This is a genomic window from Haloarchaeobius salinus (genome assembly GCF_024464185.1).
In the GTDB taxonomy this organism is placed as follows: Archaea; Halobacteriota; Halobacteria; order Halobacteriales; family Natrialbaceae; genus Haloarchaeobius; species Haloarchaeobius salinus.
On record NZ_JANHAU010000001.1, the window covers coordinates 648,144 to 672,184 of the forward strand.

Annotated in this window: 26 protein-coding genes; 16 read left to right on the forward strand and 10 right to left on the reverse strand. The window is 68.1% G+C overall.

The window, feature by feature from the left end:
• Positions 1-14 precede the first annotated feature (14 nt).
• The 6 genes from ahbB to NO345_RS03310 all read left to right on the forward strand — a co-directional run bounded on the left by ahbB (position 15) and on the right by NO345_RS03310 (position 5,756).
• Positions 15-1,070 (forward strand): siroheme decarboxylase subunit beta, encoded by a 1,056-nt coding sequence (ahbB, locus tag NO345_RS03285; protein WP_256296466.1) that lies wholly within the window; start codon positions 15-17, stop codon positions 1,068-1,070.
• Between the two features lie 149 nt (positions 1,071-1,219).
• The gene (gene pan2 / locus NO345_RS03290) at positions 1,220-2,461 is read left to right on the forward strand and encodes a proteasome-activating nucleotidase Pan2 (protein WP_256296468.1); all 1,242 of its coding nucleotides are present in this window, start codon (positions 1,220-1,222) and stop codon (positions 2,459-2,461) included.
• A gap of 78 nt (positions 2,462-2,539) precedes the next feature.
• Positions 2,540-3,013 (forward strand): pyruvoyl-dependent arginine decarboxylase, encoded by a 474-nt coding sequence (locus NO345_RS03295; RefSeq protein ID WP_256296469.1) that lies wholly within the window; start codon positions 2,540-2,542, stop codon positions 3,011-3,013.
• 393 nt (positions 3,014-3,406) lie between these two features.
• Complete coding sequence (locus NO345_RS03300) at positions 3,407-4,699, forward strand: phosphoglucose isomerase-related protein (protein WP_256296471.1); 1,293 nt, start codon at positions 3,407-3,409, stop codon at positions 4,697-4,699.
• Between the two features lie 37 nt (positions 4,700-4,736).
• Entirely contained in the window at positions 4,737-5,561 is an 825-nt protein-coding gene (locus tag NO345_RS03305; RefSeq protein WP_256296473.1) for a CPBP family intramembrane glutamic endopeptidase, read from the forward strand.
• Between the two features lie 57 nt (positions 5,562-5,618).
• A complete protein-coding gene (locus NO345_RS03310; RefSeq protein ID WP_256296475.1) occupies positions 5,619-5,756 on the forward strand; it encodes a CopG family transcriptional regulator in 138 nt (45 codons plus the stop codon).
• Here NO345_RS03310 and NO345_RS03315 read toward each other — a convergent pair.
• The 3 genes from NO345_RS03315 to NO345_RS03325 all read right to left on the reverse strand — a co-directional run bounded on the left by NO345_RS03315 (position 5,753) and on the right by NO345_RS03325 (position 6,815).
• Positions 5,753-6,217, reverse strand: coding sequence for an NOB1 family endonuclease (locus NO345_RS03315; RefSeq protein WP_256296477.1), 465 nt, complete (start codon positions 6,215-6,217; stop codon positions 5,753-5,755). The two genes, NO345_RS03310 and NO345_RS03315, sit on opposite strands and share 4 nt — an antisense overlap.
• On the reverse strand, positions 6,218-6,463 hold the full coding sequence (locus tag NO345_RS03320; protein ID WP_256296479.1) for a PRC-barrel domain-containing protein: 246 nt from the start codon (positions 6,461-6,463) through the stop codon (positions 6,218-6,220).
• An 85-nt stretch (positions 6,464-6,548) separates the two neighbouring features.
• Positions 6,549-6,815 (reverse strand): hypothetical protein, encoded by a 267-nt coding sequence (locus tag NO345_RS03325; protein WP_256296481.1) that lies wholly within the window; start codon positions 6,813-6,815, stop codon positions 6,549-6,551.
• A 124-nt stretch (positions 6,816-6,939) separates the two neighbouring features.
• Between NO345_RS03325 and infB the strand changes: the two genes are divergently transcribed.
• Positions 6,940-8,751 carry a translation initiation factor IF-2 gene (gene infB, locus NO345_RS03330; protein ID WP_256296483.1) on the forward strand — a complete coding sequence of 604 codons (1,812 nt, stop codon included), beginning with the start codon at positions 6,940-6,942 and terminating at the stop codon, positions 8,749-8,751.
• A gap of 274 nt (positions 8,752-9,025) precedes the next feature.
• Here the strand turns inward: infB and NO345_RS03335 are convergent, their stop codons facing one another.
• On the reverse strand, positions 9,026-9,493 hold the full coding sequence (locus NO345_RS03335; protein WP_256296485.1) for a hypothetical protein: 468 nt from the start codon (positions 9,491-9,493) through the stop codon (positions 9,026-9,028).
• A 245-nt stretch (positions 9,494-9,738) separates the two neighbouring features.
• Between NO345_RS03335 and NO345_RS03340 the strand changes: the two genes are divergently transcribed.
• Positions 9,739-10,335, forward strand: coding sequence for a hypothetical protein (locus NO345_RS03340; protein ID WP_256296486.1), 597 nt, complete (start codon positions 9,739-9,741; stop codon positions 10,333-10,335).
• A 370-nt stretch (positions 10,336-10,705) separates the two neighbouring features.
• On the opposite strand, the gene NO345_RS03345 is transcribed toward NO345_RS03340, so the two are convergent.
• Positions 10,706-11,167, reverse strand: a complete 462-nt coding sequence (locus NO345_RS03345; RefSeq protein ID WP_256296487.1) for an NUDIX hydrolase — start codon at positions 11,165-11,167, stop codon at positions 10,706-10,708.
• A 50-nt stretch (positions 11,168-11,217) separates the two neighbouring features.
• Positions 11,218-11,613, reverse strand: coding sequence for a DUF5811 family protein (locus NO345_RS03350; RefSeq protein ID WP_256296488.1), 396 nt, complete (start codon positions 11,611-11,613; stop codon positions 11,218-11,220).
• 159 nt (positions 11,614-11,772) lie between these two features.
• Between NO345_RS03350 and NO345_RS03355 the strand changes: the two genes are divergently transcribed.
• On the forward strand, positions 11,773-12,396 hold the full coding sequence (locus NO345_RS03355) for a DUF8526 domain-containing protein (RefSeq protein ID WP_256296490.1): 624 nt from the start codon (positions 11,773-11,775) through the stop codon (positions 12,394-12,396).
• A gap of 36 nt (positions 12,397-12,432) precedes the next feature.
• Here NO345_RS03355 and NO345_RS03360 read toward each other — a convergent pair whose 3' ends face one another.
• Together NO345_RS03360 and NO345_RS03365 are read right to left on the reverse strand one after the other, a co-directional pair.
• Positions 12,433-13,089 (reverse strand): metalloregulator ArsR/SmtB family transcription factor, encoded by a 657-nt coding sequence (locus NO345_RS03360; protein ID WP_256296492.1) that lies wholly within the window; start codon positions 13,087-13,089, stop codon positions 12,433-12,435.
• A gap of 55 nt (positions 13,090-13,144) precedes the next feature.
• The gene (locus NO345_RS03365) at positions 13,145-14,050 is read right to left on the reverse strand and encodes a hypothetical protein (RefSeq protein WP_256296494.1); all 906 of its coding nucleotides are present in this window, start codon (positions 14,048-14,050) and stop codon (positions 13,145-13,147) included.
• A gap of 176 nt (positions 14,051-14,226) precedes the next feature.
• Between NO345_RS03365 and NO345_RS03370 the strand changes: the two genes are divergently transcribed.
• The 5 genes from NO345_RS03370 (at position 14,227) to hisS (ending at position 19,422) form a co-directional block, all read left to right on the forward strand.
• Entirely contained in the window at positions 14,227-14,625 is a 399-nt protein-coding gene (locus NO345_RS03370; protein ID WP_256297550.1) for a DUF5802 family protein, read from the forward strand.
• Positions 14,626-14,700: 75 nt separating this feature from the next.
• Entirely contained in the window at positions 14,701-15,606 is a 906-nt protein-coding gene (locus NO345_RS03375; RefSeq protein ID WP_256296495.1) for a Vms1/Ankzf1 family peptidyl-tRNA hydrolase, read from the forward strand.
• Positions 15,607-15,662: 56 nt separating this feature from the next.
• Positions 15,663-16,676: an N-acetyltransferase DgcN family protein gene (locus NO345_RS03380; RefSeq protein WP_256296497.1), complete on the forward strand. Its 1,014-nt coding sequence runs from the start codon at positions 15,663-15,665 to the stop codon at positions 16,674-16,676.
• Positions 16,673-17,698, forward strand: coding sequence for a dipeptide epimerase (locus NO345_RS03385; RefSeq protein ID WP_256296498.1), 1,026 nt, complete (start codon positions 16,673-16,675; stop codon positions 17,696-17,698). Before NO345_RS03380 ends, NO345_RS03385 begins: the two co-directional genes overlap by 4 nt.
• Positions 17,699-18,108: 410 nt before the next feature.
• Complete coding sequence (gene hisS, locus NO345_RS03390) at positions 18,109-19,422, forward strand: histidine--tRNA ligase (RefSeq protein WP_256296500.1); 1,314 nt, start codon at positions 18,109-18,111, stop codon at positions 19,420-19,422.
• A gap of 4 nt (positions 19,423-19,426) precedes the next feature.
• On the opposite strand, the gene NO345_RS03395 is transcribed toward hisS, so the two are convergent.
• The gene (locus NO345_RS03395) at positions 19,427-19,846 is read right to left on the reverse strand and encodes a hypothetical protein (RefSeq protein ID WP_256296502.1); all 420 of its coding nucleotides are present in this window, start codon (positions 19,844-19,846) and stop codon (positions 19,427-19,429) included.
• 95 nt (positions 19,847-19,941) lie between these two features.
• On the opposite strand from NO345_RS03395, the gene truA reads away from it, so the two are divergent.
• Positions 19,942-20,778: a tRNA pseudouridine(38-40) synthase TruA gene (gene truA / locus NO345_RS03400; protein WP_256296504.1), complete on the forward strand. Its 837-nt coding sequence runs from the start codon at positions 19,942-19,944 to the stop codon at positions 20,776-20,778.
• A 1-nt stretch (position 20,779) separates the two neighbouring features.
• On the opposite strand, the gene NO345_RS03405 is transcribed toward truA, so the two are convergent.
• Positions 20,780-22,087: a M28 family peptidase gene (locus NO345_RS03405; protein ID WP_256296506.1), complete on the reverse strand. Its 1,308-nt coding sequence runs from the start codon at positions 22,085-22,087 to the stop codon at positions 20,780-20,782.
• Positions 22,088-22,213: 126 nt separating this feature from the next.
• Here NO345_RS03405 and pepF point away from each other — a divergent pair, with 126 nt between their 5' ends.
• Complete coding sequence (gene pepF, locus NO345_RS03410; protein ID WP_256296508.1) at positions 22,214-24,007, forward strand: oligoendopeptidase F; 1,794 nt, start codon at positions 22,214-22,216, stop codon at positions 24,005-24,007.
• Positions 24,008-24,041 lie beyond the last annotated feature (34 nt).

A 24,041-nucleotide genomic window follows, 5' to 3' on the forward strand; every position in this document is an offset into this window, starting at 1 on the left:
CCCTAGCGCCGACGATGAACACGCAGTCGGGCGACTGGCGCGAGGAGATCGACGAGGTCGACGCCCGCCTCATCGACGGCTACCAGTCGGGCTTCCCGGTGGTGGAGCGCCCGTTCCGCGTCGTCGGGGAGGCACTCGGCGTCTCGGAGTCGGAGGCGTTCGAGCGCGTCCAGCGACTCCGCGACGAGGGGGTGTTCCGGCGGTTCGGTGCCGTCCTCAACCCGCCGGTCATCGGCTCCTCGACGCTCGCGGCGGTGCAGGCCCCCGCGGACCGCTTCGACGAGGTCGCCGAGGTCGTCAACGGCTACCGGCAGGTGAACCACAACTACCGGCGCGAGCACGACTGGAACATGTGGTTCGTCGTCACCGCCGGGTCCAGAGAGACACGGGACCGCATCCTCGACGAGATCGAGGAGCGGACCGGCTGCGAGGTGCTGAACCTCCCGATGCTCACCGACTACTACATCGACCTGGAGTTCCCGGTCGTCAACGCCGACCGGTTCGCCCGGGAGTCGGTCGAGTCCACCGAGGTCTCCGCGACGCGCATCTCGGAGGACGCGACGGGCGACCTCTCGCGGTTCGACGCCGAGCTCCTGCTCGCCATCCAGTCGGGCTTCCCGCTCTCCGTGACGCCGTACCGCGACATCGCGGCCGGGATCGACCCGAAACTCGACGCGGCTGTCACCGTCGAGATGGTGCTCGACGGCGTCGAGCGCCTCCGCGAAGACGGCTGCATCAAGCGCGTCGGCTGCATCGTCAACCACGTCGTCACCGGCTTCTCGAACAACTGCATGGTCGTCTGGGACGTGCCCGACGACGAGCTCGACGAGCGGGGGCTTGCGGTGGGCGAACTCCCGTACGTCACCCTCTGCTACCATCGGCCCCGTCGCCCCGGGCAGGACTGGCCGTACAACCTGTTCACGATGATCCACGGCCGCGACGCCGACGCCGTCGACGAGAAGGTCGACGAACTCGCCACGGAGTACCTCCCGGTCGACCACGAGTGCCTCTACTCCACCGAGACGCTCAAACAGACCGGTGCGCAGTACGAGGAGCTGGTCGGGGAGTAGTGCGCTGGCGGCGGCTGTCGACGTCCGGCCGCGGGCGGCCCGACGACGGAGACGGCGACCTGAGGGCCGACGATTATGAACCTTCCGCACTCGGGCGCTCTCCCCAACCCAAAGGCTATTTTACGCCCATCGCATACGACCGATAACTCATGTCCCGGAGTCCTTCGCTGCCCGACCGTCCGCGGTTAGACCTCGACCCGGACATGTCGGAGGAAGAGCGGCTCTCGGCGCTCCGTGAGCACTTCGAAGACGTGTCCGAAGTACACGGCAAGCTCTCCAGCCAGCTGGAGGCCGCCCACGAGCGCCGCGACGAGCTGAAAGAGGAGGTCGACCAGACGGAGCGCGAGAACGAGGCGCTGAAGACGTCCTCGCTCTACATCGCGACCGTCGAGGAGATCGCCGAGGAGAAACAGGAGGCCGTCGTCAAACAGCACGGTAACAACCAGGAGGTGCTCACCGACGTCTCCCGTCGGATGAGCGAGGAGCTGCAGGCGGGCGACCGCGTCGCCGTCAACGACTCGTTCTCGGTCCAGACCGTCCTCGCGAACGAGACCGACGCCCGCGCACAGGCGATGGAGGTCGACGCGAGCCCCGAGGTCGAGTACCAGGATATCGGTGGCATCGACGAGCAGGTCCGCGAGGTCCGCGAGGCCGTCGAGGAGCCGCTGATCAACCCCGAGAAGTTCGACACGGTCGGCATCGACCCGCCGTCCGGCGTGCTGCTGTACGGCCCGCCGGGCACCGGGAAGACGATGCTGGCGAAGGCCGTCGCGAACGAGACCGACGCGACGTTCATCAAGATGGCCGGCTCCGAGCTGGTCCGCAAGTTCATCGGCGAGGGCTCCCGGCTGGTGCGTGACCTGTTCGAGCTCGCCTCCGAGCGCGAACCCGCCATCATCTTCATCGACGAGATCGACGCCATCGCGGCCAAGCGCACCGAGTCCAAGACCTCCGGCGACGCCGAGGTCCAGCGGACGATGATGCAGCTGCTCTCCGAGATGGACGGCTTCGAGGCCCGCGGCAACATCCGCATCATCGCCGCCACGAACCGCTTCGACATGCTCGACCGCGCCATCCTCCGCCCCGGCCGGTTCGACCGCCTCATCGAGGTGCCCGAACCCGACTCGGAGGGCCGCGAGCGCATCTTCGAGATCCACACCGAGCAGATGAACATCGCCGACGACGTGACCTTCGCCGACCTCGCCGCGGAGACGGCGGGCTACTCCGGCGCGGAGATCGCCAGCGTCGCCACCGAGGCCGGCATGTTCGCAATCCGCGACGGCCGCACCGAGGTCCGCAAGACCGACTTCGTCGAGGCCCTGGAGAAGATCGAGGCCGACGACGGCGGCGAGTTCGTCCCCTCCGCCGGCCACGCGACGTACCACTACTGAACACTGGGTCGACGCCGACCCACGGACTCCGGGACCGCGAACCGCAACTTCCTTTCTCCCGCACCGACTCGCTCGACCATGGAGCCCATCCGAATCGTCTGGGGCCACGCCACCGGCCCGACCGAGATGGCCGCCTACGACGCGGCCCTCGCCGACGCCGGCGTCGAGAACTACAACCTCGTCGGCGTCTCCTCCGTCATCCCGGCCGACGCCACCGTCGAACTCGCCGGCACCGCACCCGACCTCGGCCCCGTCGGGAACCGCCTCACGGTGGTCCAGGCGTGTGCGACTGCGACCGACCCCGGCCACGTCTCCGCCGGCCTGGCGTGGGCGACGTCGCCCGCCGGCGGGCTGTTCTACGAGGCCGCCGGGCCGACCGACGAGGCGGACATCTCAGAGCGAGTGCGGACCGGGCTGTCGGCCGGTCAGTCGCTCCGGGACTGGGAGTTCGGCGACCCCCACGTTCGGGTCGAGAGCGCGTCGGTGGAGCCCGGGACGTACACGACCGCCGTGGTACTGGCGGTGTACGGCCAGTCCGAGCCGATTCTGTGACTGAACTGGGTGTCTATGGCTCTCGTTTCGAGTTCCAGTATCACGTGAGCCGGTTCCGACAGTAGCCGAAAAGTCCCACCCTGCGACCGCACCGCACCTCACGCCTCCCCAGCCGATTCGCTCACCGCCGCAGTGCTCCGGTTCGCTCATCCACTGCGAGAGCACGCTCTCGCAAGCCTTCGGTCGCTTCGTCTCCGGCGCTCCGCGCCGGCTTCCAGCGGGACCTCCGGTCCCGCCCGGCTCCCGAAGACCTCGCGCGGATGGCTCGACACCCTCGCTTCGCTCGGCGTCTCGCCAGCCGCACGCCGTGCCGGCTGGTCGTTGTATCGTTGCAGTCAGCCGAGCACGACAGCGATGAGAACGCCTTTCACCCGAACCGTCGACGCCACAGGTATGAACGTGGACATCGGCAACGCGCTGACGGTGGAGGCGTCGCCGGGCATCTCCCGTGAGAACCTGGAACGCCTCGACGAGAAGGTCGCGGCGGCACACGAGCGCATCGAGCGGGGCATCGCGGACCGCGAACACGGCTACGCGGCGCTCGCGCTCCCCGAGACGGTCGACACCGACGCCATCGAGGCTGCGGTCGAACCGTTTTCCGACAGCGAGGCGGTCCTGACGGTCGGTATCGGCGGGAGTGCGCTCGGAGCGGCGACCATCGCGGACGCGCTGGAGTCCGACGTGGAGGCGCACTTCCTCGACAACGTCGACCCGGAGCACGTCGCGGGACTGCTCGCCGACCTCCCGCTCGAGTCGACGACGGTGAACGTGGTCTCGCGCTCGGGGACGACGGCGGAGACGCTGGCGAACTTCCTCGTCGTGCGCGATGCGATGGAGTCGGCGGACGTCGACTGGACCGAGCGGACGTTCGTCACGACCGGCGAGTCCGGGCCGCTGCGGGAGCTCGCGAACCGCCACGACCTGCCGTCGCTCCCCGTTCCGGACGGTGTCCCTGGCCGGTTCTCGGCGCTCTCGACTGTCGGGCTGGCGTGTGCGGCCATCCGGGGGCACGATCTCGACGCGCTCGTGGCGGGGGCGGCCGCACAGCGGGAGCAGCTCTCGGACTCGCTGTTCGACTCGCCGGCCTACGCCTACGGTGCCATCTGCTACGCGCTGGATATCCGGGGGGCATCGGTGAACGCGATGCTGCCGTACGCGGAGTCGCTGGAGACGTTCGCGGAGTGGTTCGCCCAGCTCTGGGCCGAGAGTCTGGGCAAGGACGGGCTCGGGCAGACGCCGGCGCGGGCGCTCGGTGCGACCGACCAGCACTCACAGCTCCAGCTCTACCGGGCCGGGCCGCGGGACAAGATGGTGACGTTCGTGCGGCCGCGCGAGCGCGAGGACCGCGCCATCCCGGAGACGGAGTTCGAGGCGCTGTCGTACCTCGGCGGGACGGGGCTGGGCGACCTGCTCGACGCGGAGTTCGAGGCGACGGAGGCGAGCCTCGCGGCGGCGGGCCGGCCGAACGTCCGGGTCGAGATCGACCGCGTGGACGAGTACGGGCTCGGCGAGTTGCTGTACGCGATGGAGGCGGCCTGCGTGCTCGCGGGCGAGCTCTACGGCGTCGACACGTTCGTCCAGCCCGCCGTGGAATGGGGGAAGAACGCGGCCCGTGGCCTGCTCGGCGGCGGCGAGTTCCCCGAGGCCGACGCGGTCGAGGCGAAGCGCACCCTCCGGGTGGAGTAGCAGAGGGCCTATATCGCTCGCGCCGATATCGGTGGATATGGACGAGAGCTACGTCGACAGCCACGGGGGCTCGCCACCGCGGGACGGAGCCTCGCCGGTCGATCTGTTCAAGACGTTCGTCCGGTTCCTCCTGCTCGGGTTCGGGAGCCTCGCCCTGTTGTTCGTCATCCAGCTCGTGCTGGTCAGCGTCTCCGGCATCCCCGTTCCGGTCCCCGAGAACAACGCCCGGGCGCAGTTCATCGCGCAGCTCATCTCCTTCCTGAGCCTCGGCCTCGGGACGCTCGTCGTCGCTGCGGCGTACCTGCAGAACTCCGGCCGCGACTGGTCGTTCATCGACGTCGAGCTCCCGTCGCTGCGTGACGTCGCCTGGACGCTCGGTGGGTTCGTCATCCTCATCCTGGGCTTCCTCGCGGTCGTCTCGCTGTTCGACCTGCTCGGGCTCTCGCCCGCCGAACACAGCAGCACGGACTCCATCATCAACGCCACGCCGCAGGTGATACTGCTGGTGCTCGTCGCCCAGCTGCTCGTCGTCGGCCCCGGTGAGGAGCTGCTCTACCGCAACGTCATCCAGAAGTCGCTGTACGACTCCGTCGGGAAGCCGGCGGCGGTGGTGCTCGCCAGCGTCATCTTCTCGCTGGTGCACATCCCGGCGTACTCCGCCGGTGGGGCGAGCCTCGGTGGCGTCGCGACCACGCTCGCGGCCATCTTCGTGCTCTCGCTCGTCCTCGGCGGGGTGTACGCCCGGACCGAGAACGTCGTCGTCCCCGCGGTCATCCACGGCAGCTACAACGTGCTCTCGTTCTACTCGACGTACGCGACCGGGGGCGGTGGCGGCACCGAGGCGCTCGTCTGGCTGTTCTGACGTGTCGTACAGCCGTCTGACGAAGGTTTTTCGAGTTACAGAACGTAGCAGTGGGGGATGGCAAAGCGCTACGCGGTCGTCTGCGGTGACGACGTGAGCGAGCGCATCGAGCGACTCGCCCGCGAGTACGACCTCACCGAGCAGGCCGTCCTCAGGCAGCTGATCGAGCGGGGCCTCGAACAGACCGAAGACTAGGAGTTCGAGGGGTTCTTGCGGGAGAGCGGGCTCCCGCAGATGGGGCATCGGTCCTTCTGTTCGTCGAACTCGCGACCACAGCCCTGGCACTGGAACAGCCAGTCACGGCGCTCGTCGATGCCCTCGCGGGCGATGACCTCGACGGCGACGTTGAGCTTCTCGGCGACGTTCTGCATCGCGTAGTCGTCGGTGACGAGCGTGCCGTCGAGCTCGAACGTGGCGGCGACGAGGCGCACGTCGGTGTCCGAGAGGACGGAGAGGTCGCCCGTCTCGCGGGCGGCGCGGCGGATGCGCTCGGTCGTCTCGGAGTCGGGGATGTGGATGTGCATCCCCGCGCCCTCCATGGCGTCGTAGCGGTAGACGCTCTCGCCCTCCAACTCGTCCCGGACCATCGGGATGGTGGCGATGTCGTTGGACGTGTGGTACTCGTTGATGAATGCGGAGGAATCGAGAACGTACATCTAGCGTTCGACGACGATGTAATCCTTCACCGCCTGGACGTGTCCGACGGGGATTCGGAAGCGACCGCCCTCGTCTCGGTCGTAGGAGACGCTGCGCGTCGGCGTGTCCTCGTGCGGGTCGACGAGGAGGTCGTGGAGTTCGCCGCTCTTCAGGTCCATCGTGATGTTGTACACGATGCCGAGTTCGGTGCCGTCGGAACCCATCACGTTCTTGTCCGACAGGTTCTCCGCGAGTACGTCTGGCATACTATGGCCTTTCCCCATGACAGGTAATAAACGCCACGGGGACGGTCCGACGGGCGGCTGACGCTCCGGAATCACGGGCCGGCTGTCACAGGAAGCGACGGAACTGCCAGTACAGACCGGAGAGGGCGTTGCGGACGCCAGCGAGGGGCTTGAAGCCGGCATCCGGGTCCGTCGCGGCCTCGAACTCGGCGTCGAGGCGGTCGGCGGCGACGTGGCGTAGCTCCCCGGTGCTCCTGCGCCGGCCGGCGTCGTCGGTGACCCGGAGCAGGGCCACCTCGTCGACGGTGCCGACGACGCGGTAGACGGGGGCGTCCTCGCCGGCCGGTCGGTAGTGGTCGCCGAGACTGGGCATACCCGACGCTGGTCGCCCGGGGCAATGAAACATCCGTGTGAACCGTTCCTCCGGTCGCGGCGTAACGGTGGAGTTATACGCCGTCCTGCGAAGGTTTAGACGACACTTCTTCAGGGTGGCACTCATGTCGGACTCGGATACAACCCCCACGGACACATCGGCGGACGCACTTCGAACCCCCATCGTCGCGGTCCTCGGCCACGTCGACCACGGCAAGACGAGCCTGCTCGACAAGATCCGCGGCTCGGCGGTCATCGAGGGCGAGGCGGGGGCCATCACCCAGCACATCGGCGCGACCGCGGTCCCGCTCGACGTCGTCTCCGACATGGCGGGCGAACTGGTCGACCCCGACGACTTCGACCTGCCCGGCCTGCTGTTCATCGACACCCCCGGCCACCACTCCTTCACCACCCTGCGCTCCCGCGGCGGTGCCCTCGCCGACATCGCCGTCCTCGTCGTCGACGTCAACGACGGCTTCCAGCCACAGACGCTGGAGGCCATCAACATCCTGCAGAACACCCAGACGCCCTTTATCGTCGCCGCCAACAAGGTCGACACGGTGCCGGGCTGGAACCCCAACGAGGACAGCCCCATCAAGCCGTCCTACGACGCGCAGTCCGACCGCGTCCGCGGCGACCTCGACGAGCGCCTCTACTCCATCATCGGCGAGCTCTCCGACCACGGCTTCTCCGCCGACATGTACTGGCGGGTGCAGGACTTCCAGAACAACATCGGCGTCGTCCCCGTCTCCGCGATGACCGGCGAGGGCGTCCCGGACCTGCTCGCGGTCATGATGGGGCTCTCCCAGCGGTACATGAAGGAGGAGATGGAGATCGACGTGGAGGGCCCCGGCGTCGGCACCGTCCTCGAGGTCAAGGAGGAGCGCGGCTTCGGCACCACCGTCGACATCGTGCTCTACGACGGCACCATCCGCGAGGACGACACCATCGTCGTCGGGGGCGAGAACCAGCCGATCGTCACCGACGTGCGGGCACTCCTCCAGCCACGCCCGCTCGCCGAGATCCGCACCGAGAGCCGGTTCGAACAGGTCGACAGCGTCGGTGCCGCGGCCGGTATCAAGGTCGCCGCACCCGACCTCGACGAGGCGATGGCCGGCGCACCCATCCGCGTCGTCGGCGACCGCGACCTCGACGAGGTCATCGCGGAGGTCCGCGCCGAGCTCGCCGAGGTCGCCGTCGACACCGAGGAGGAGGGCGTCGTCGTCAAGGCCGACACGCTCGGCTCGCTCGAGGCGATGGCCGACGCGCTCTCGGAGGCCGAGATCCCCATCGTCCGCGCCGAGGTCGGCGACATCGCCCCGCGCGACGTGGCCGTCGCCTCCACCGCGGACGACGACCTCCACCGCGCCATCCTCGGCTTCAACGTCGACGTGCTCGGCGACGCCGAAGACCGCGCCGACGTCGAGGGCGTGAAGATCTACACCGACGACGTCATCTACCAGCTCGTCGAGGAGTACGACACGTTCGTCGAGGACCAGCGCCAGTCCCAGCAGGACACCGTGCTGGAGAACATCGCCCGCCCCGCCCGCTTCCAGATCCTCGACGACCACACGTTCCGACAGAACGACCCCGCCGTCGTCGGCGTCGAGATCCTCTCGGGCACCATCAAGAAGAACCAGCACGTCGTGAAGTTCGACGGCAACGACCCCGTCCGCGTCGGCGAGCTCAAGGGCATCCAGGAGCAGGGCGAGGACGTCGACGAGGCCCGCGCCGGCAACCGCGTCTCGGTCGCCATCGACGGCCCGACCGTCGGCCGGCAGATCGAGGAGGGCGACGAGCTCTGGATCGAGCTCCCCGAGAAGCACGCGAAGATACTGGAGCAGGAGCTCAAGGAGGAGATTCCGATGGACGAGCGCGAGGCGCTGTCGATGTACCTGGAGAAGCAGCGTAAGCGGGACCCGTTCTGGGGCAAGTAAGCGCTTTGTGTAGTCGAATGTTTACACACAACTGAGGGCCGCCTGACCCCCCCTGCAGTCTATCGATTTTTCTCCTCCTATGAGGGCTGGGAGGGCATACACACATCTATCAGAATTCGTTTGCCAGAGAAGTCACTATGCCACTGTCTTGCGATTCGCCCCTCAGCGGTATCAGACCCCACCCTGACAAAATTAGGTCTTGTCGGAGGCGATGTGCGTGGGGATATGGTCATCAGACTGTGCCAGGTATCCAGCGGTGTTTGCACAGTCAGTCTCACCACCTTTCAGCGGGTGAGGCTTCCATCAGCAGCCATGCAAGAAAAAAGAGAGACACACCGAAAAGTGGAGCAGGCACAAGCAGTATTCCCCCGAAGAAAGCAACTACAAAGGAAGCGATAGCGAGTCGCCCGCCGCTGTCCCACATCAAAAAGAATCCATACACCAATCCCAGGGCCGTTTCGACAGCGACAAGCACCTCAATCCAGGCAGGGAATTCCGTTGGAACAACCACAAAGAGTTGCGACAGATCCAACGCCAGCGACTTGAACGGAGAAATTCCGAGTGCAAGAAGAAGACCGCTGGTACCAGCGATACCCGTCACTGAACGCTGCTGGTTCCGCTTCTCAAATGTCTCAATGATGTTCGATATGACGAAGAATAGGAGGGCTGCTGCCACGCCTCCGCCTATCCAGTTGGCTGCAATTTGGGGGTCAACCAGTGGCTCGGTGAGAGTACCGTTCATGGGCTCACCGTGGGTCGTTGCCGAGTATCACGTAGTAGACGAACGCAACAATTAGCGTGAGAACTACAGCAGCGACGAAGACCGAGATGAATGTGTCAGTTGATACCATTCTGTAGCTCTTATTATGTTTCCAATTCTAAATGCTTTTCTCGACTCTACCCTCTGCTTAGTCGACTGCACGCACCTGCTTGAAGACCGCTCCACTCACCCACTCCTTTGATATGGATGCACAGGTACCGCGTGGTATGGTCTGGGAGGTACTTGCCGCTGCTGCACTCGGTGGACTGGTTGGTTCGTCCGTTCAGGCAGTAGTGAACCGACGAAACGTACGGGACCAGATCGAGGCACAGACCACTCACGTACAGAAACAAATCGAGGCACAGGATAACCGCCAAAGTGCCGAGACTGCCACGGAGAAGAAAGTAGATGAATTGATGGAAATGTCCATGGCGATGAGTCAGGCTCGTAGCGTATTGCTGGGTGCTATATCAAAAGTACAGGATGGCGGGGAGGTAGATGTTGACAGAGTGGCGGAGGCAACTATCCAGTACGGCAACCAATTGTATATCGTCCAAATGTTTCTCAAAGACAATATGATGGCCGATATAAACGACTTCTATACAGAGTTGATAAATGCGGAGGCGTATTTGATGATGGAGCTTGGTCAAGAGTTACACCGTTTCAACGAACGGATGGCCACTATCGAGGATGATGCAAAATTCGATATGGAAGAACACGCTTCCGACTTTGACGTTGAGGAATTTGAAGAAGCTCACCGCCGGGCACTCCAGAGTCTTCGGATGGAAGTGGCGGGACCGATTGAAAGCCTCAAATCCCAGTGAGACGACCGTAGACCCCGCCGTTGCAACTCTGCTATTCTTCAGAAAGAGCCTCAACCGTCGGATTGAGCCTGATAATTGGCAATCTCGTTTTCGAATCTGCGGGACGTGTGTCTTAGTTCGACGAGATCGTGATAATCTATGGCAGTGTCTTTCTCGTACTCGTAGACGGGACTGTGGTCGAACGACCGATAAACCACTGCGCACTCGTGGGCTGACGCGGAGGTTTCCCGCTACACCACCTTCCAGAGAGCTTCCACCATGTCCACCCGATAGAGCGATTCACAGGATAGAGGTGCAGGCCGTTCAAGCACCTCCACAGACTCACTGTTCTCTGCGGAAGTAGGGCGGCCCGCAGACTGCTTCTGCCGGCTCAGGGCTCGGCGACGTGTCCCGCCCCGACCCCGTCGCCGTCGAGCAGGGTGACCAGCCCCTCCGGATACAGCGGTTCCGAACGCTCCTCGACGGCGTCGAGGTCGAACCAGCCCGCATCGTACTCGACGGTCCCGCCGCCGTCGATTCCCGAGAACGCCTCGCGCTCGTACAGCGACTCGTCCGCGAACTCGGCGGCGCGGAGCACGACGAGCTCGTGGTCGGGCTCGCCGTCCCACGTGAACCGGTTCTCGATGGTGCCGAGCGTCGGCCCTGCCGTGATTTCGACGTCCAACTCCTCGCGGAACTCGCGCTCCAGCGCGTCGCCGCTCTCCTCGCCGAACTCGATGCCACCGCCGATGGGTCGGAGGAACGAGCCGTCGCCGGGGTCCGTGAGACGCTGGAGCAGGTACTCGCCGTCGCGTTCGAGGATGCCGAGGACCGTCGTCTGGATGCGAGGCATGGACCGCCGAGGAGGTAGCCGCCCGGAGTAAGACTGCTGGTTCTCCGTCGCTATCGCGCCGTCGGCGTCACCGACTCGGAGATGGCGTTCTTCACCTGGAGCGCGGCCGAGGCCGCCAGCCCGCGGGCGACCTCCGCCTGGTCCTCGGGGTCGATGAGGTCGTCGTCGTCGAACTCGTCGACGTCCGGCGAAAAGCCCGCGCTGATGGGGTTGCCGACGGGCGGCTGGACGGCGACCCTCGCCTGCGGGCCGCCGACGCCGTTGGAGATGTCGCCGTCGACGACGTACTCGTCGGGGAGGAACTCCCGGGTCAGGGCGGCGATGCGGGAGACGTCCGCGCGGAGCCGACGCTTCTGTTCCGCCGTGAGCTCGGGCACGTCGGCGGACGCACGCTTGCCCGCCTGCGTGCTGCCCGGAAGACCAGCGTACGGAGTGTTTCCATTCATAAAACTCGCTACTCCGGCTATGGCCGGCCGGGCTAAAAGTCGTTCGGCTACGGAACTCGGGCCGCGGGTGGACTCTGGGGGTTTCGGACCCACGCAGCCCATCGCCCCAACTACAGACCGACGAAAAGGCTCTTGTCCGAACACCCGATACATCCACCCATGGCAGACGGCTCGGAGGAGAAGACCGTCGACAAGTCGACGGACGAGATCCTCGCAGAGACGGACGACCTCCTCTCGGACCTCGACGGCGGCGGTGGCGACACCGCGGACCCTCGCCGGTCCGAGCAGTCCACCCGGAGCGAGCCCACGACCGACGACGACGGCGGCGGATTCGACCTCGGCTTCGGCTCGGACTCGTCGACTCAGGCCGGGGAGGTTCAGGGGTCGGAGACGGAGGGTGAGGGCTGGCGGGGCTACTTCAACCCGAAGTCGTTCCTGCTGGCGACGCTGCTGCTGACCGGCGGCTACGTTGCGGGTGGGTTCGTCCCCGTCCTCGGCGGGCTGGCGAGCTGGGCGGGCCTGGTCGGCGCGGCGTTCGTCTACGGGCTGGGAACGTCGAAGGGTCGGTACCCGGAGACCGTGCTGGCGGGGGCGGGCGTCGGGCTGGTGACGACGGTGCTTTCGAGCCTGCGGTTCATCGCGTTCGCCAACGGCCAGTTGCTGCTCGCTTTCGGAGCGGGCCTCGGGCTGGTCGGCGCGCTCGTCGGCTACTACTTCGGCTCCGACCTGCGGAAGGGGCTCACGAGCGACCCCGACGAGTTCGAGGACGACCTGAGCTGGTAGTCTGTCGGTGAGCCGGCGGCGGCGGTGTGCCGGCGGTCAGTCGGCGAGCTGCCAGCCGTCGGAGCCGTACCGCACGAGCCCGTTGTCCTGGAGGTCCGCGAGCACGTCCTCGACCATCCCCGGCGGTGCGTCGACGCTGTTCCCGATTTCGACGGCGGACTTCGGTTCCGAGCGCACCGCGAGCAGCACGTCCGCGTAGAGCCGGCTGTCGCTGCCCGCGCCGACGGACTCGGTGATGCGGTCGAGCACGTCGGTCATGCGGCCCTGCACCCAGCGCTGGGCCATCGAGAGCTCGTTCTCCAGTTCCTCCAGCCGGGAGAGGTCGGCGACGAGGTCGTTCGTGTCCTCGCCGTCCTCGGAGTACTGCACGTCGAGCTTGAGGTGGCGACACGTCGTCATGTCGAGGCTCTTCGAGGCGGGGTAGGCGCTCTTGGTCGCGAAGGCGTAGGGCGAGACGTTGACCTCGAGCCGGAGGTTGCGCGCGATGTGGAAGTACTTGCGGCGCTGGTCGTCGGTGTGGCTCTCGATGAGCCCGGCGTCCTCGAGCTTCCGGAGGTGTTCGATGACGGCCTTGGGGCTGACGCCCAGGTACTCGCTGATTTCGGTCACGTAGCACGGTTTCCGAGCGAGCAGGCGCAGGATGCGCCGTCTGTTCTCGTTCCCGAGCAGGTCGAGCAACGCCGCTGAGTCCATCTAGCTGTGCCTTGGCGATTAGCGCGTAAAAGCGTCACCCCTCCGGCCAGCCGTCTCAGACCGCGAGCTGTCGAACCGGCTCGAGGAGGACGGTGTCGGCCGAGGAGATGGTGGCGTCGCCGCCAGTGCCGTCGTCAGGGCCGCCGTTGCCGCCGTTGCCACCGGTTCCTGCACCGGGGCCGCCGCCGTCGGAGCCGTTGTCGCCGCCGGCGCCGTCGTCAGGACCGCCAGGCCCGTTTCCCGGGCCGTCGGAGACGTTCCCGCGGTTCTCCGCGTCCTGACCGGGGTTGTCATCGGGGGCACCCTCGCCGTTGCCGCCGGTCTCGTTCCCGCAGTTCGGCCGGTTCTCCGGGCAGTCGTCCCGGTCGAGACCGGGGACGTCCTCGGGCGGGCCACCCGAACCGAGTTCGCGGGCCATCTCGGCGACCTCGGGGCCGGTGAGCTCGCTCGCGTTCTGCCGGATGCGGTCGAGCTGGGTCGTGTTCACGCCGGCCTCGCGGGCGGCGTCCTCGGTCTGGTTCAGCGCGGAGCCGAGGGCGGCGAGCCGGCTCGTCAGCGTCGCGAGCTGTGCGCGGTAGGCCACGCTGTTCATCTGGTCACGGCGTTCCTGCAGCCGCTGTCGCTGCTCCGTGAGGGCGTCGAGTCGCGCTTCGAGGGCGTTCGTCCGACCCTCGACGAGCTGTGCTCGCGTCGCGTTGTCCCCGGACCCGTTGAACGCGGCGGCCCACATGCCGCTGTCGACCTCGCCGTCGGCGTCGGCGGCGGCCGACTGGGTGAACGTGGAGAAGGCACCGCCCATCGACCGGTTCGAGGAGTTGTTGTCGACGGATGGCGTCCGGACCGGGTCGTCCCCGGCGGATGCGTCGCCCGCCGTCGGGGGGACGGGACGGTCGGCGACCGCCACGGGGAGGGCTGCGACGGTGAGCACGACGCAGGCAAGTACGGCGAGTGTGCTCTTCATCATCGGGTCCTAACACTGTCTACCCTAAAAACCTCCACCACCGTTCGGACGGTTCACCCGTGCGTGCCGGACCGTTCAGAACCGTTTTCACGATTGCAGTCGGTCGATTTGCGGTCCGATATAAACACTGCCCGGTAGCCTTTTGCGTGTCAATGTCTTCCATACTGATGCACAGTATGTTCGAAGCGTTCTCGAGTAGCTACTACTTCGGGCGGTTGTACGTCACGCCGTCCGAGGGCGAAGAGCCCGTGATGCAGCGCGAGCAGCACGAACGCGTCGCCGAACAACTCTACCACGACGGGACCGGCATCACCCGGGTCGACAGCCCGCTGGTGATGAAACTGGATACGGCCCATCTGGCCGTGCGCGGCGAGGACGGGGTCCCCGCGGACACACTCGCCGTCCCGGAGTCGCTCCTCGAGCGGACCGGGATCAGCAACCCACCTGAGCTCACCGAGGTGTTCCTCGCGAAAGCGGACCGCGCCTCGCAGCTGCTCCAGTTCACGGGCTACGGCGATGCCGACTCGGCGGACCCCTCGCCCCGGTTCGACGGTGGCCCGAACGCCGGCACCTGAACCGCTCCGGCTGTTCCTCCGGACGGGGCGTCGACTGCGCAACCTAGAAGTGCGCGGCTCTCCCCGCTTGGAACGATGCTCGACGAGTTGCTCGGCCGCGCGGAGCTGAAGGACCGCATCGGGGAGCTGGAGGAGGAGACCGAGCACCTGGAGGCGCAACTCGAGGCCGAATCGGAGCGCCGGGCCGACGCCGTCAGCGCCAGACAGGACGCCGAGGAGCGCGTCAACCGGCTGGAGGACCGCATCGCCCAGCTGGAGGGCGAACTGGAGCGTCGCCGCGACGACGGTGAGGGCGACGGCGACAACCTCGCGTTCCGGAGCCGGACCGATATCCGGGGCGAACGACTCGACGAGGTTCTCGCCCGGCTGGAGTCCGTCGAAACCGGGCCCGAGAGCGTCCTCTCGGCCGCGGTCGCGGACGGTGCCGCCGCGCCCGACGCCGTCGACGACCTGCTCGGGGACCGCGCCCGACTGGTCGAACGGGCCGCGCCCTGTCTCGTCTACGCCGACGACGCGGGCCTCGTCTCCGCCGTCCTCGAACCACCCGTCCAGCCCGACCCGTTCTGCGAGTGGGACGACGCCACCCGGATCGACCGCGCATGGTGCCAGCCGACCGGCCGGTTCGCCCTCGCGCTCGTCCGCGCCGACGTGTTCGCCATCGGCGAGTACGACGGCCGCGAACGGCGGTCGATGCGCTCGTTCGAGAGCGACGTGAAGGGCGACCACTCCAAGGGCGGCTTCTCGCAGGGTCGGTTCGAGCGCATCCGCGACGAGCAGATCGAGGCGCATCTGGGCGACTGTCGCGAAGCGATCTCGGACCGGGACGCGGAGCGGCTGTTCGTCGTCGGTGACCAGCGGCTGGTCGGGGAGTTCGACGAGGAGGCTGTGGCGACGGCTGCCGTCGACGCGACTGGAAACGGCGAGGCTGTGCTGGACGATGCACTGCGCGAGTTCTTCACGACTCGACTGTCGACGTTCTAGGGGACCGCCTTGCCGTCCCGAGAACGTTTTTCCCGCCGCCGGGCGAACCTGGAGTCATGCGAATCGCCATCCTCGCCCACGAGAAGTTCCCCGACCGCGCGAAGACAGCGCTCGGGCTGTTGCGGTACAGCGACGACGAGGTGGTCGCGGTGCTCGACCGTGACAACGCCGGCAGCCGTGTCAGCGACTTCGTCGGCGACGTGCAGGACGCGCCGGTCGTCGCCTCGATGGCCGACGCACCCGACTGTGACGCGCTGGTCGTCGGCATCGCCCCCATCGGCGGCGGCTTCGAGGACTCCTGGCGCGACGACGTGCGGACGGCACTGCGGGACGGCTGCGACATCGTCTCCGGGCTGCACTACTTCCTCGCGGACGACGACGAGTTCAGCGACCTCGCCGCCGAGTACGGCTGCGACATCTGGGACGTTCGCAAGCCCCCCGAGGACCTGACCGTCGCCGATGGTGTCGCGGGCGAGGTCGACGCCGAGATCGTGCTCACCGTCGGGACGGACTGCTCGGTCGGGAAGATGACGGCGACGATGGAGCTATGCGAGGCCGCCCGCGAGGCGGGGCACGACGCCGCCGTCGTCCCGACGGGGCAGACCGGCATCATGATCGAGAACTGGGGCGTGCCCGTCGACCGGGTGGTCAGCGATTTCACCGCGGGCGCGGTCGAGTCGATGATACTGGAGAAGGGTGACGAGCACGACTACCTGTTCGTCGAGGGGCAGGGCTCCATCGTCCACCCGGCGTACTCCGCCGTCACCTGCGGCATCCTCCACGGCGCACAGCCGGACTCGCTGGTGCTCTGCCACGAGGCCGGGCGCGAGGCGGTCCACGGCTACGAGTCGTTCCCGCTCCAGCCGGTCGAGACGTACGTCGACCTCTACGAGGAGCTGGCCGCCCCGGTCCGCGAGACGAGCGTCGTCGCCGGCGCGCTGAACACCGTCGGCGTGGAGGACGATGCGGCCGCCCGCGACGCAGTCGACGAGTTCGCGGGGGCGCTGGGCACGCCCGCGACCGACCTCGTGCGCTTCGGGGCCGACGACGTCCTGGAGGCGATACTGTGAAGCTCTCCGTCGAGCGCGTCTCCCTCGAACTTGCGGAGACGTTCACCATCTCGCGGGGCTCCACCGACAAGACGGACAACGTCGTCGTCAGACTCGCAGACGGCGAGCACGCGGGCGTCGGCGCGGCGGCTCCCTCGACCCACTACGGCGAGACCGCCGGCACCGTCGAGGCCGCCATCGAGCGCCTCCGGCCCACCATCGAGGCCATCGACGACCTGTTTCAGGTGGAGCGCATCGAACGCGAACTCGGCCACGAACTCGGCCGCAACCCGGCCGCGCGCTGTGCCGTCTCCATCGCGCTGCACGACCTCGTCGGCAAGCGCGTCGACCTCCCGCTGTGGCGCTACTGGGGGCTCGACCCCGACGCCGCACCCGACACGTCCTACACCGTCGGCATCGGCGACCCGGAGACGATGGCCGACGGTGCCCGCCGCGCCGCCGACGCCGGCTACACCACGCTGAAGGTGAAGGTCGGCACCGACGACGACCGCGCCAGGGTCGACGCCGTCGCCGAGGCCGCGCCCGACGTGACCCTGCGGCTCGACGCCAACGAGGCCTGGACGCCGAAGGAGGCCGTCGCCAACGCGGAGTGGCTCTCCGACTACGACGTCGAGTTCCTCGAACAGCCCGTGCCCGCCGCCGACCCCGAGGGCCTGCGCTACGTCTACGAGCACTCCCCGCTCCCCGTCGCCGTCGACGAGTCCTGCGTCACCCTGCCGGACGTGCCGGCCGTCGCCGACCGCGCCGACGTGGCCGTCCTGAAGCTGATGAAGTGCGGGGGGCTCGTCGAGGCCCGCCGGATGGTCCACGCCGCCCGCGCCCACGGGCTGGAGGTCATGCTCGGCTGCATGATCGAGACGGACGCCGCCATCTCCGCCGGCGCACAGCTCGCGCCGCTCTGTGACTACGTCGACCTCGACGGCTCGCTCCTGCTCGCCGACGACTCGGACCCGTACGACGGGCCAGTGCGGGCTGGCGGCTCCATCGACCTCGACGACACGCCCGGAATCGGACTGCGGTAGCGACGATTCCCCGATTTTCCACGTGGCGCGCGGCTGGCGAGCGTGCCGAACGAAGTGAGGCCGCGAGCCATCCGCGCGAGGGACGAGAAGCGCAGCGAAGCGAGCATCGCAGTCGGCTGGGGAGGCGTGAGGTGCGGTGCTGTTCGGTTGGGTGGGGATGAAAGGGGCTGCCTGCTCGGCGAACCCGGACCCGACAAGCACCGCAGGCACGAGGAGCACAGCGCGGCTCCCGGGAGCCGAGCAGGCAGGGGCTTTCTGGTTGTTCTCGATGCAAGCGTGTCCCACGACCGCCGAGCGTTTCTGGCTGTTCGCGGAGCAGTCTGTTCCCACGGCTAACTTCAGGAACACGAATCCACCCACGACAAGCGATGATGGAAGCTTTCAAGCGCGCGCTGGCCGAATCCCGCTCCATGTACGAGGGACTCAAAGGGTTCCGTGACGTCTACCCCGCGGAGATGGCGGCCTACCGGGCCGTCATCGACACGGTCGAGGACACGGCACGGAGCTACGGCTTCCGCGAGATTTCGACACCGGCGCTCGAACGAACGGAGATGTACGTCGACAAGTCGGGCGAGGAGATCGTCGAGGAGCTGTACGCGTTCGAGGACAAGGGCGGCAGGGACGTCTCGCTCACGCCGGAGCTGACGCCGACGGTCGCGCGGATGGTCGTCGCGAAACAGCAGGAGCTCTCCAAACCGATCAAGTGGTTCTCGACGCGGCCGTTCTGGCGCTACGAGCAGGTCCAGCAGGGGCGGTTCCGCGAGTTCTACCAGACGAACGTCGACATCTTCGGGTCGGCGGCACCGGAGGCGGACGCCGAGGTGCTCTCGTTCGCGGCGGACATGCTGACGAACTTCGGGCTCACGGCGGACGAGTTCGAGTTCCGCGTCTCGCACCGGGACATCCTCGGGGGGCTGCTCCGGGAGTTCGACGCGGACGTGGACACGACGAACGCCATCCGCGCGGTGGACAAGCGCGCGAAGGTGCAGGAGAACGAGTACCTCGACCTGCTGTACGATGCGGGGCTCACGTACGACCAGGCCCGCGAGTTCGACGACCTACTGCTCGCCGGCGACGACGACCTCGACGCGCTCACGGAGTGGTCCGAGAGCGATCCGGTCCACGACGCCGTCAGCAACCTGCAGGACGTGCTCGCCGCCGCCGAGGACTTCGGCGTGCGCGAGTTCTGCGACGTGTCGCTGACGACGGCGCGCGGGCTGGACTACTACACGGGCGTCGTCTTCGAGTGCTTCGACTCGACGGGCGAGGTCTCCCGCGCGGTGTTCGGCGGCGGGCGCTACGACGACCTCATCGAGTCCTTCGGCGGCCAGCCGACGCCCGCGGTCGGCGTCGCCCCGGGCGTGATGAACTCCACGCTGCCCCTGCTGCTCCAGCGCGCCGGCGTCTGGCCGGAGGAGGCCGTCTCGACGGACTACTACGTGCTCTCCGTCGGTGACACGCGCCCCGTGGCGGCCCGGGTCGCACGCGACCTGCGCGAGCGCGGCCACGTCGTCGAGACGGACGTCTCGTCCCGGAGCTTCGGCGCGCAGCTCGGCTACGCCGACTCCATCAACGCCGAGACGGTCGTCGTCGTCGGCGAGCACGACCTGGAGAACGACGAGGTGACGGTGAAGGACATGGAATCCGGCGACGAGACCACCGCGCCGGTCGAGGCGTTCCCGGGCGAGCACGACCGCCCGACGTACGACACGTTCGCGGAGTAACGGTTCAGGTCGACTCTATCTCCCGTCGCGTCCGGTCGATGATGGCCGTCTGGACCATCGCGCCCGGCGTCTCGAAGTCCGTCGACCGGTCGAGGAACGTGCTGTTCGCCGCCGCCGGGTTCTCGCCCTCGGGCGTCTCCCCGGCGAACGCGGCCGCGATCTCGCTCTCGGTCCACGGACTCGACTCGAGGAACGCCTCGAAGTCGTCGAACTCCGTGTGCGCGGCCATGAAGCCGGGCGTAAAGAGCGTCGCGAGGTCCGCCTCGCCGTCGGCCACGGACTCCGCGAGTCGGGCGCTCTCACCCAGCACGTCCGTGATTCGCGCCACCTCGTCGGCCGTGTACTCGCCCTCGTCGACGCCGAGCTGTGCCGCCAGGTCCGCGCCGACGACCTCGGCGACCTCCTCGCCGGTGAACGTCTCCATGGTCGTAGGTGCGTGCGGGGGGTCCTAACGCTGTTGGCGGCGGTCCGCGCCGCGGTGACGAGGGGATTATACTCGACCGCCACGAACCGCCGGGCGTGCCACGGCGCGCCTTCCGAGTCGCGTACGACGGCCGGCCGTTCCACGGCTTCCAGCGCCAGCCGTCGCTCCCCACCGTCGAGGACGCGCTGTTCGACGCGCTCCGTGACCTCGGTGTGCTCGCCGACGACGCGGACAAGCCACCGGGCTACGCGGCGGCGGGCCGCACCGACGCGGGCGTGTTCGGGCTCGGCCAGACCGTCGCGTTCGACGCGCCCGACTGGCTCACCCCGCGGGCGTTCGACGGCGAGCTGCCAGCGGCGGTGCGGGCGTGGGCCCACGCCGACGCCCCGACCGACTTCCACGCGACCCACGACGCGGCGAGCCGGGCGTACGAGTACCACCTGTTCGCGCCCGACGCCGACCTCGAACTGGCCCGGAAGGCGGCCGAACGCCTCGTCGGTACCCACGACTTCCGGGACCTCTCGGCGGTGTCGTCGGGGAACACGACCCGGACCCTGACGACGGCGACGGTCTTGCGCGACGGCGAGTTCCTGGTCCTCCGGGTCCGCGGCGACGGCTTCCTCCACGAGCTCGTCCGCCGGCTCGTCTCGCTGGTGCGGGCGGTGGCGACGGGCGAGGTCCAACCAGCGCGCGTCGACAGCGCGCTCACGCCGGGGACGCTCCCCGACCACGAGATCCCGCCACCGGCACCGCCCGGCGGGCTGGTGTTCGTCGAGGCCGCCTATCCGGAGCTCTCCTTCGAGCCCGACGGCCGCGGCGTCGAGAGCGTCCGCGAGGTGTTCGACGACCGGGCGGCACGGGCGACGACCCGGGGGCGGCTCTGTCGGCGGGTCGCCGGGGGGGTCGCCGTCGACGAGGACGACTCGGGCTGACTCAGGACTCCGGCCAGACCCCGGCGGCGCGCATCCCGGGCTCGTACTCCTGCTCGCGGAGCGCGACGAGCAGGTCCGCTCGCGACACCCGGTCGGGCTCCGTCTCGGTCAGCCGCTGGACCAGCAGACCCGCGAGCATCGCGTGACTCCGGAGGTTCCGCGGGTCGGCCTTGTCGAGCGTGTCGGCCCGTGTGTGGGTGACGCCGCGGCCGCGCTCGCCGCTGTCGGAGTGGAGCTGGAGGGCGGGGACGCCGACGGTGAGGAACGGCCAGTGGTCGCTCCAGGGATGCGGGTCGGGGCGGACCTGCACCGGGTGGTCGGTGTCCGCGGCGAGCCCCTCGGCGACCCCGGCGAGGTCGTCGCTGCCGTGGGTGAACGCGACGAGGTCGCGGTGGCGGCCCGCGCCGTCGACGTTCACGACCGCCCGGACGGAGTCGGTGTCCAGTTCGTCCGCGAGTCCGTGGCTCCCGACGAGGCCGACCTCCTCGCCGCCGACGGCGGCGACCCGGACCCGGCAGCCGAGGTCGAGGTCGGCGAGCGCGCGGGCGACGCCGACGACCACGGCGACGCCACAGCCGTTGTCGAGCGCACCCTCGCCGACGTCGTGCGCGTCGAGGTGTGCGAGCACGAGGACCTCCTCGTCGGTGTCCGGGCCCAGAACGCCGTGGACGACGGGCGTCTCGGCATCGTCGGTGGTCGCGTCGACCGACACCCGGACCACGCCGTCGCGCTCGGCGTACCGGCGGAGCCACTCGCCCGTCTCGTGGGAGACGCCGATACCGGGAACCGCGCCGCCCTCGTCGAACCGGAGCGAGCCCGTCGGCGGGAGCTGGCCGGGGACGTGGTTCGCGAAGACGAACGCCTCCGCGCCGGCGTCGACCGCGTGGCCGTACTTCTCCATGCGGTGGACGATGCGGCGGTCCGGCGGGGTGTCCGTGCTGGCGACGACGACCGCGCCGTCGACGTCGGCCTCGTCGATCTCCTCTGGCGTGCCGTAGCCCACGTCGACGATGGGTGCGCGCACCTCGCCCGCTGGAGAGTACGGCAGCGCGATGGCCTCGAAGCTCCGGGGGGTCGGCTCGACGACGCCGAACTCGGTCCGGCCGCGGGTCCAGCGCGTCAGCGGCACGGCGAACTCCGTGACGTTCCGCACGCCGGCGGTCTCGAACGCGCCCGCGACGAGGTCGGCCGCGCGTGCCTCACCGTGGTGACCCGCGAGCCTGTCGTCGAGCTCGCAGAGCGAGCTGAGCACGTCCCACGGTTCGTCGTCGCGCCAGAGCCGCCCGAGGACCGCGTCTGCGTCGGTCATGGTCGGTGGTGCGGGCGGAGACGGGAAACGTGTTGTGTCGGTGGTCGGGTCGACGAGCGTGGTCGCGACATGACGCCGACCCGGATGTGACAAGGCTTACGAACACCTGGTTCCGAATCGAAACACATGAGTTCGGTTCCCGAACGGAGCGAGGTCGACACCGAGTACAAGTGGGACCTCGAATCCATCTACGCGACGGACGAGGAGTGGGAGGAGGCGTTCGAGGACGTGGAGGCACGCCTCGAGGACCTCGAACACTACGAGGGCGAGGTCACCGATGACGGCGAGACGCTGCTCGCCGCCCTCGAGCTCCGCGACGAGGTGATGCGCGAGGTGTCGATGGTCGCCGCGTACGCCCGGATGCGGAAGGACGAGGACACCACGAACCAGACGTACCAGGGCTACAGCACGCGGGCGCAGTCGCTCTCCGCGGACGCCTCCAGCGCCGCGTCGTTCATCGAGCCGGAGATCCAGTCCGCGACGCGCGAGGAGATCGAGGCGATGGTCGCGTCGACGGACGGGCTCGCCGAGTACGAGCACTACCTCGACGACGTGCTGCGGATGAAACCGCACACCCGCTCGGCGGAGGTCGAGGAGCTGCTCGCCGACCTCTCGGAGGTCACCGGCGGCACCGGCGAGGTGTACACGATGCTCTCGAACGCGGACATGGAGTTCCCGACCGTCGAGAAGCCGGACGGCGACGCGGTCGAGATCACCCAGAGCAACCTCACGACCCTGCTGAAGGAACCGGACCGCGAGTTCCGCCAGGAGGTGTACGAGGGCTACTTCGAGGAGTGGGGCGAGGTGCGGAACACGGTCGCGACGGCGTACGAGAGCTCCGTGAAGGCCGACGTGAAGCTGGCGCGGGCGCGGAACTACGACACCGCCCGCGAGGCGTCGCTCGACGGTCCGAACGTCCCGGTCGAGGTCTACGACAACCTGCTCGAGACGGTCCACGACAACCTCGACACGCTCCACCGCCACGCGGAGCTGAAGGCCGAGGCGCTCGGCGTCGACGAGCTGGCGATGTGGGACGTCTACATGCCGATGACCGAGACGGAGAGCCCGGACGTCGAGTACGAGCAGGCCACGGAGTACATCGTCGAGGCGCTCGGCGCGCTCGGCGAGGAGTACCAGCAGCGGGTCGCGGACGGGCTGGAGTCGCGCTGGGTCGACGTCTACGAGAACCAGGGCAAGCGCTCGGGGGCGTACTCCGGCGGCACGTACGACACGCAGCCGTTCATCCTGATGAACTACCAGGACGACATCACCTCGATGTTCACGCTGGCGCACGAGCTGGGCCACTCGATGCACAGCCAGTACACGAAGCAGGAACAGCCCTACATCTACTCCAACTACGAGATCTTCGTGGCGGAGGTCGCCTCGACGGTCAACGAGACGCTGCTCACCCAGCACCTGCTCGACACCGTCGACGACGAGGAGTTCCGCCGGCACGTGCTCAACGAGTACCTCGAACGGGTGCGCTCGACGCTGTACCGCCAGACGATGTTCGCAGCCTTCGAGCACCGTACCCACCGGATGGTCGAGGAGGGCCAGCCGCTCACGCCCGACGCGCTCGACGAGACCTACGGCGACCTCAAGCGGGAGTTCTACGAGCCCGCCGACGTGGACGAGCACATCACCCGCGAGTGGATGCGCATCCCGCACTTCTACTACTCGTTCTACGTCTACCAGTACGCGACGGGCATCTCGGCCGCGGTCGCACTCGCCGGGAAGATCCTCGACGACGACCAGCCCGACGCGGCGGCGGACTACCGCGAGTTCCTCGCGAAGGGCTCGCGCGAGTACCCGCTCGAACTGCTGCAGGGTGCCGGCGTCGACATGAGCTCGCCCGAACCCATCCAGGCGGCGCTCGACACGTACGGGGCGTACCTCGACGAGATGGAGGCGCTGCTGTAGGGGACACGGGTTTCGGCGGCGGAGAACGGGACGG

Bases quoted from the DNA above. Each gene is read 5' to 3' on its own strand.
- pan2 (WP_256296468.1), top strand. From the start codon at position 1,220: ATGTCCCGGAGTCCTTCGCTGCCCGACCGTCCGCGGTTAGACCTCGAC.
- pepF (WP_256296508.1), top strand. From the start codon at position 22,214: ATGAGTTCGGTTCCCGAACGGAGCGAGGTCGACACCGAGTACAAGTGG.
- ahbB (WP_256296466.1), top strand. From the start codon at position 15: ATGAACACGCAGTCGGGCGACTGGCGCGAGGAGATCGACGAGGTCGAC.
- NO345_RS03320 (WP_256296479.1), bottom strand. From the start codon at position 6,463: ATGCCAGACGTACTCGCGGAGAACCTGTCGGACAAGAACGTGATGGGT.
- NO345_RS03315 (WP_256296477.1), bottom strand. From the start codon at position 6,217: ATGTACGTTCTCGATTCCTCCGCATTCATCAACGAGTACCACACGTCC.
- NO345_RS03350 (WP_256296488.1), bottom strand. From the start codon at position 11,613: ATGAATGGAAACACTCCGTACGCTGGTCTTCCGGGCAGCACGCAGGCG.
- NO345_RS03295 (WP_256296469.1), top strand. From the start codon at position 2,540: ATGGAGCCCATCCGAATCGTCTGGGGCCACGCCACCGGCCCGACCGAG.
- NO345_RS03325 (WP_256296481.1), bottom strand. From the start codon at position 6,815: ATGCCCAGTCTCGGCGACCACTACCGACCGGCCGGCGAGGACGCCCCC.
- NO345_RS03360 (WP_256296492.1), bottom strand. From the start codon at position 13,089: ATGGACTCAGCGGCGTTGCTCGACCTGCTCGGGAACGAGAACAGACGG.
- NO345_RS03300 (WP_256296471.1), top strand. From the start codon at position 3,407: ATGAACGTGGACATCGGCAACGCGCTGACGGTGGAGGCGTCGCCGGGC.
- NO345_RS03395 (WP_256296502.1), bottom strand. From the start codon at position 19,846: ATGGAGACGTTCACCGGCGAGGAGGTCGCCGAGGTCGTCGGCGCGGAC.
- NO345_RS03305 (WP_256296473.1), top strand. From the start codon at position 4,737: ATGGACGAGAGCTACGTCGACAGCCACGGGGGCTCGCCACCGCGGGAC.
- NO345_RS03380 (WP_256296497.1), top strand. From the start codon at position 15,663: ATGCGAATCGCCATCCTCGCCCACGAGAAGTTCCCCGACCGCGCGAAG.
- NO345_RS03365 (WP_256296494.1), bottom strand. From the start codon at position 14,050: ATGAAGAGCACACTCGCCGTACTTGCCTGCGTCGTGCTCACCGTCGCA.
- infB (WP_256296483.1), top strand. From the start codon at position 6,940: ATGTCGGACTCGGATACAACCCCCACGGACACATCGGCGGACGCACTT.
- hisS (WP_256296500.1), top strand. From the start codon at position 18,109: ATGTACGAGGGACTCAAAGGGTTCCGTGACGTCTACCCCGCGGAGATG.
- NO345_RS03375 (WP_256296495.1), top strand. From the start codon at position 14,701: ATGCTCGACGAGTTGCTCGGCCGCGCGGAGCTGAAGGACCGCATCGGG.
- NO345_RS03345 (WP_256296487.1), bottom strand. From the start codon at position 11,167: ATGCCTCGCATCCAGACGACGGTCCTCGGCATCCTCGAACGCGACGGC.
- NO345_RS03335 (WP_256296485.1), bottom strand. From the start codon at position 9,493: ATGAACGGTACTCTCACCGAGCCACTGGTTGACCCCCAAATTGCAGCC.
- NO345_RS03340 (WP_256296486.1), top strand. From the start codon at position 9,739: ATGGTCTGGGAGGTACTTGCCGCTGCTGCACTCGGTGGACTGGTTGGT.
- NO345_RS03370 (WP_256297550.1), top strand. From the start codon at position 14,227: ATGTTCGAAGCGTTCTCGAGTAGCTACTACTTCGGGCGGTTGTACGTC.
- NO345_RS03310 (WP_256296475.1), top strand. From the start codon at position 5,619: ATGGCAAAGCGCTACGCGGTCGTCTGCGGTGACGACGTGAGCGAGCGC.
- NO345_RS03355 (WP_256296490.1), top strand. From the start codon at position 11,773: ATGGCAGACGGCTCGGAGGAGAAGACCGTCGACAAGTCGACGGACGAG.
- NO345_RS03405 (WP_256296506.1), bottom strand. From the start codon at position 22,087: ATGACCGACGCAGACGCGGTCCTCGGGCGGCTCTGGCGCGACGACGAA.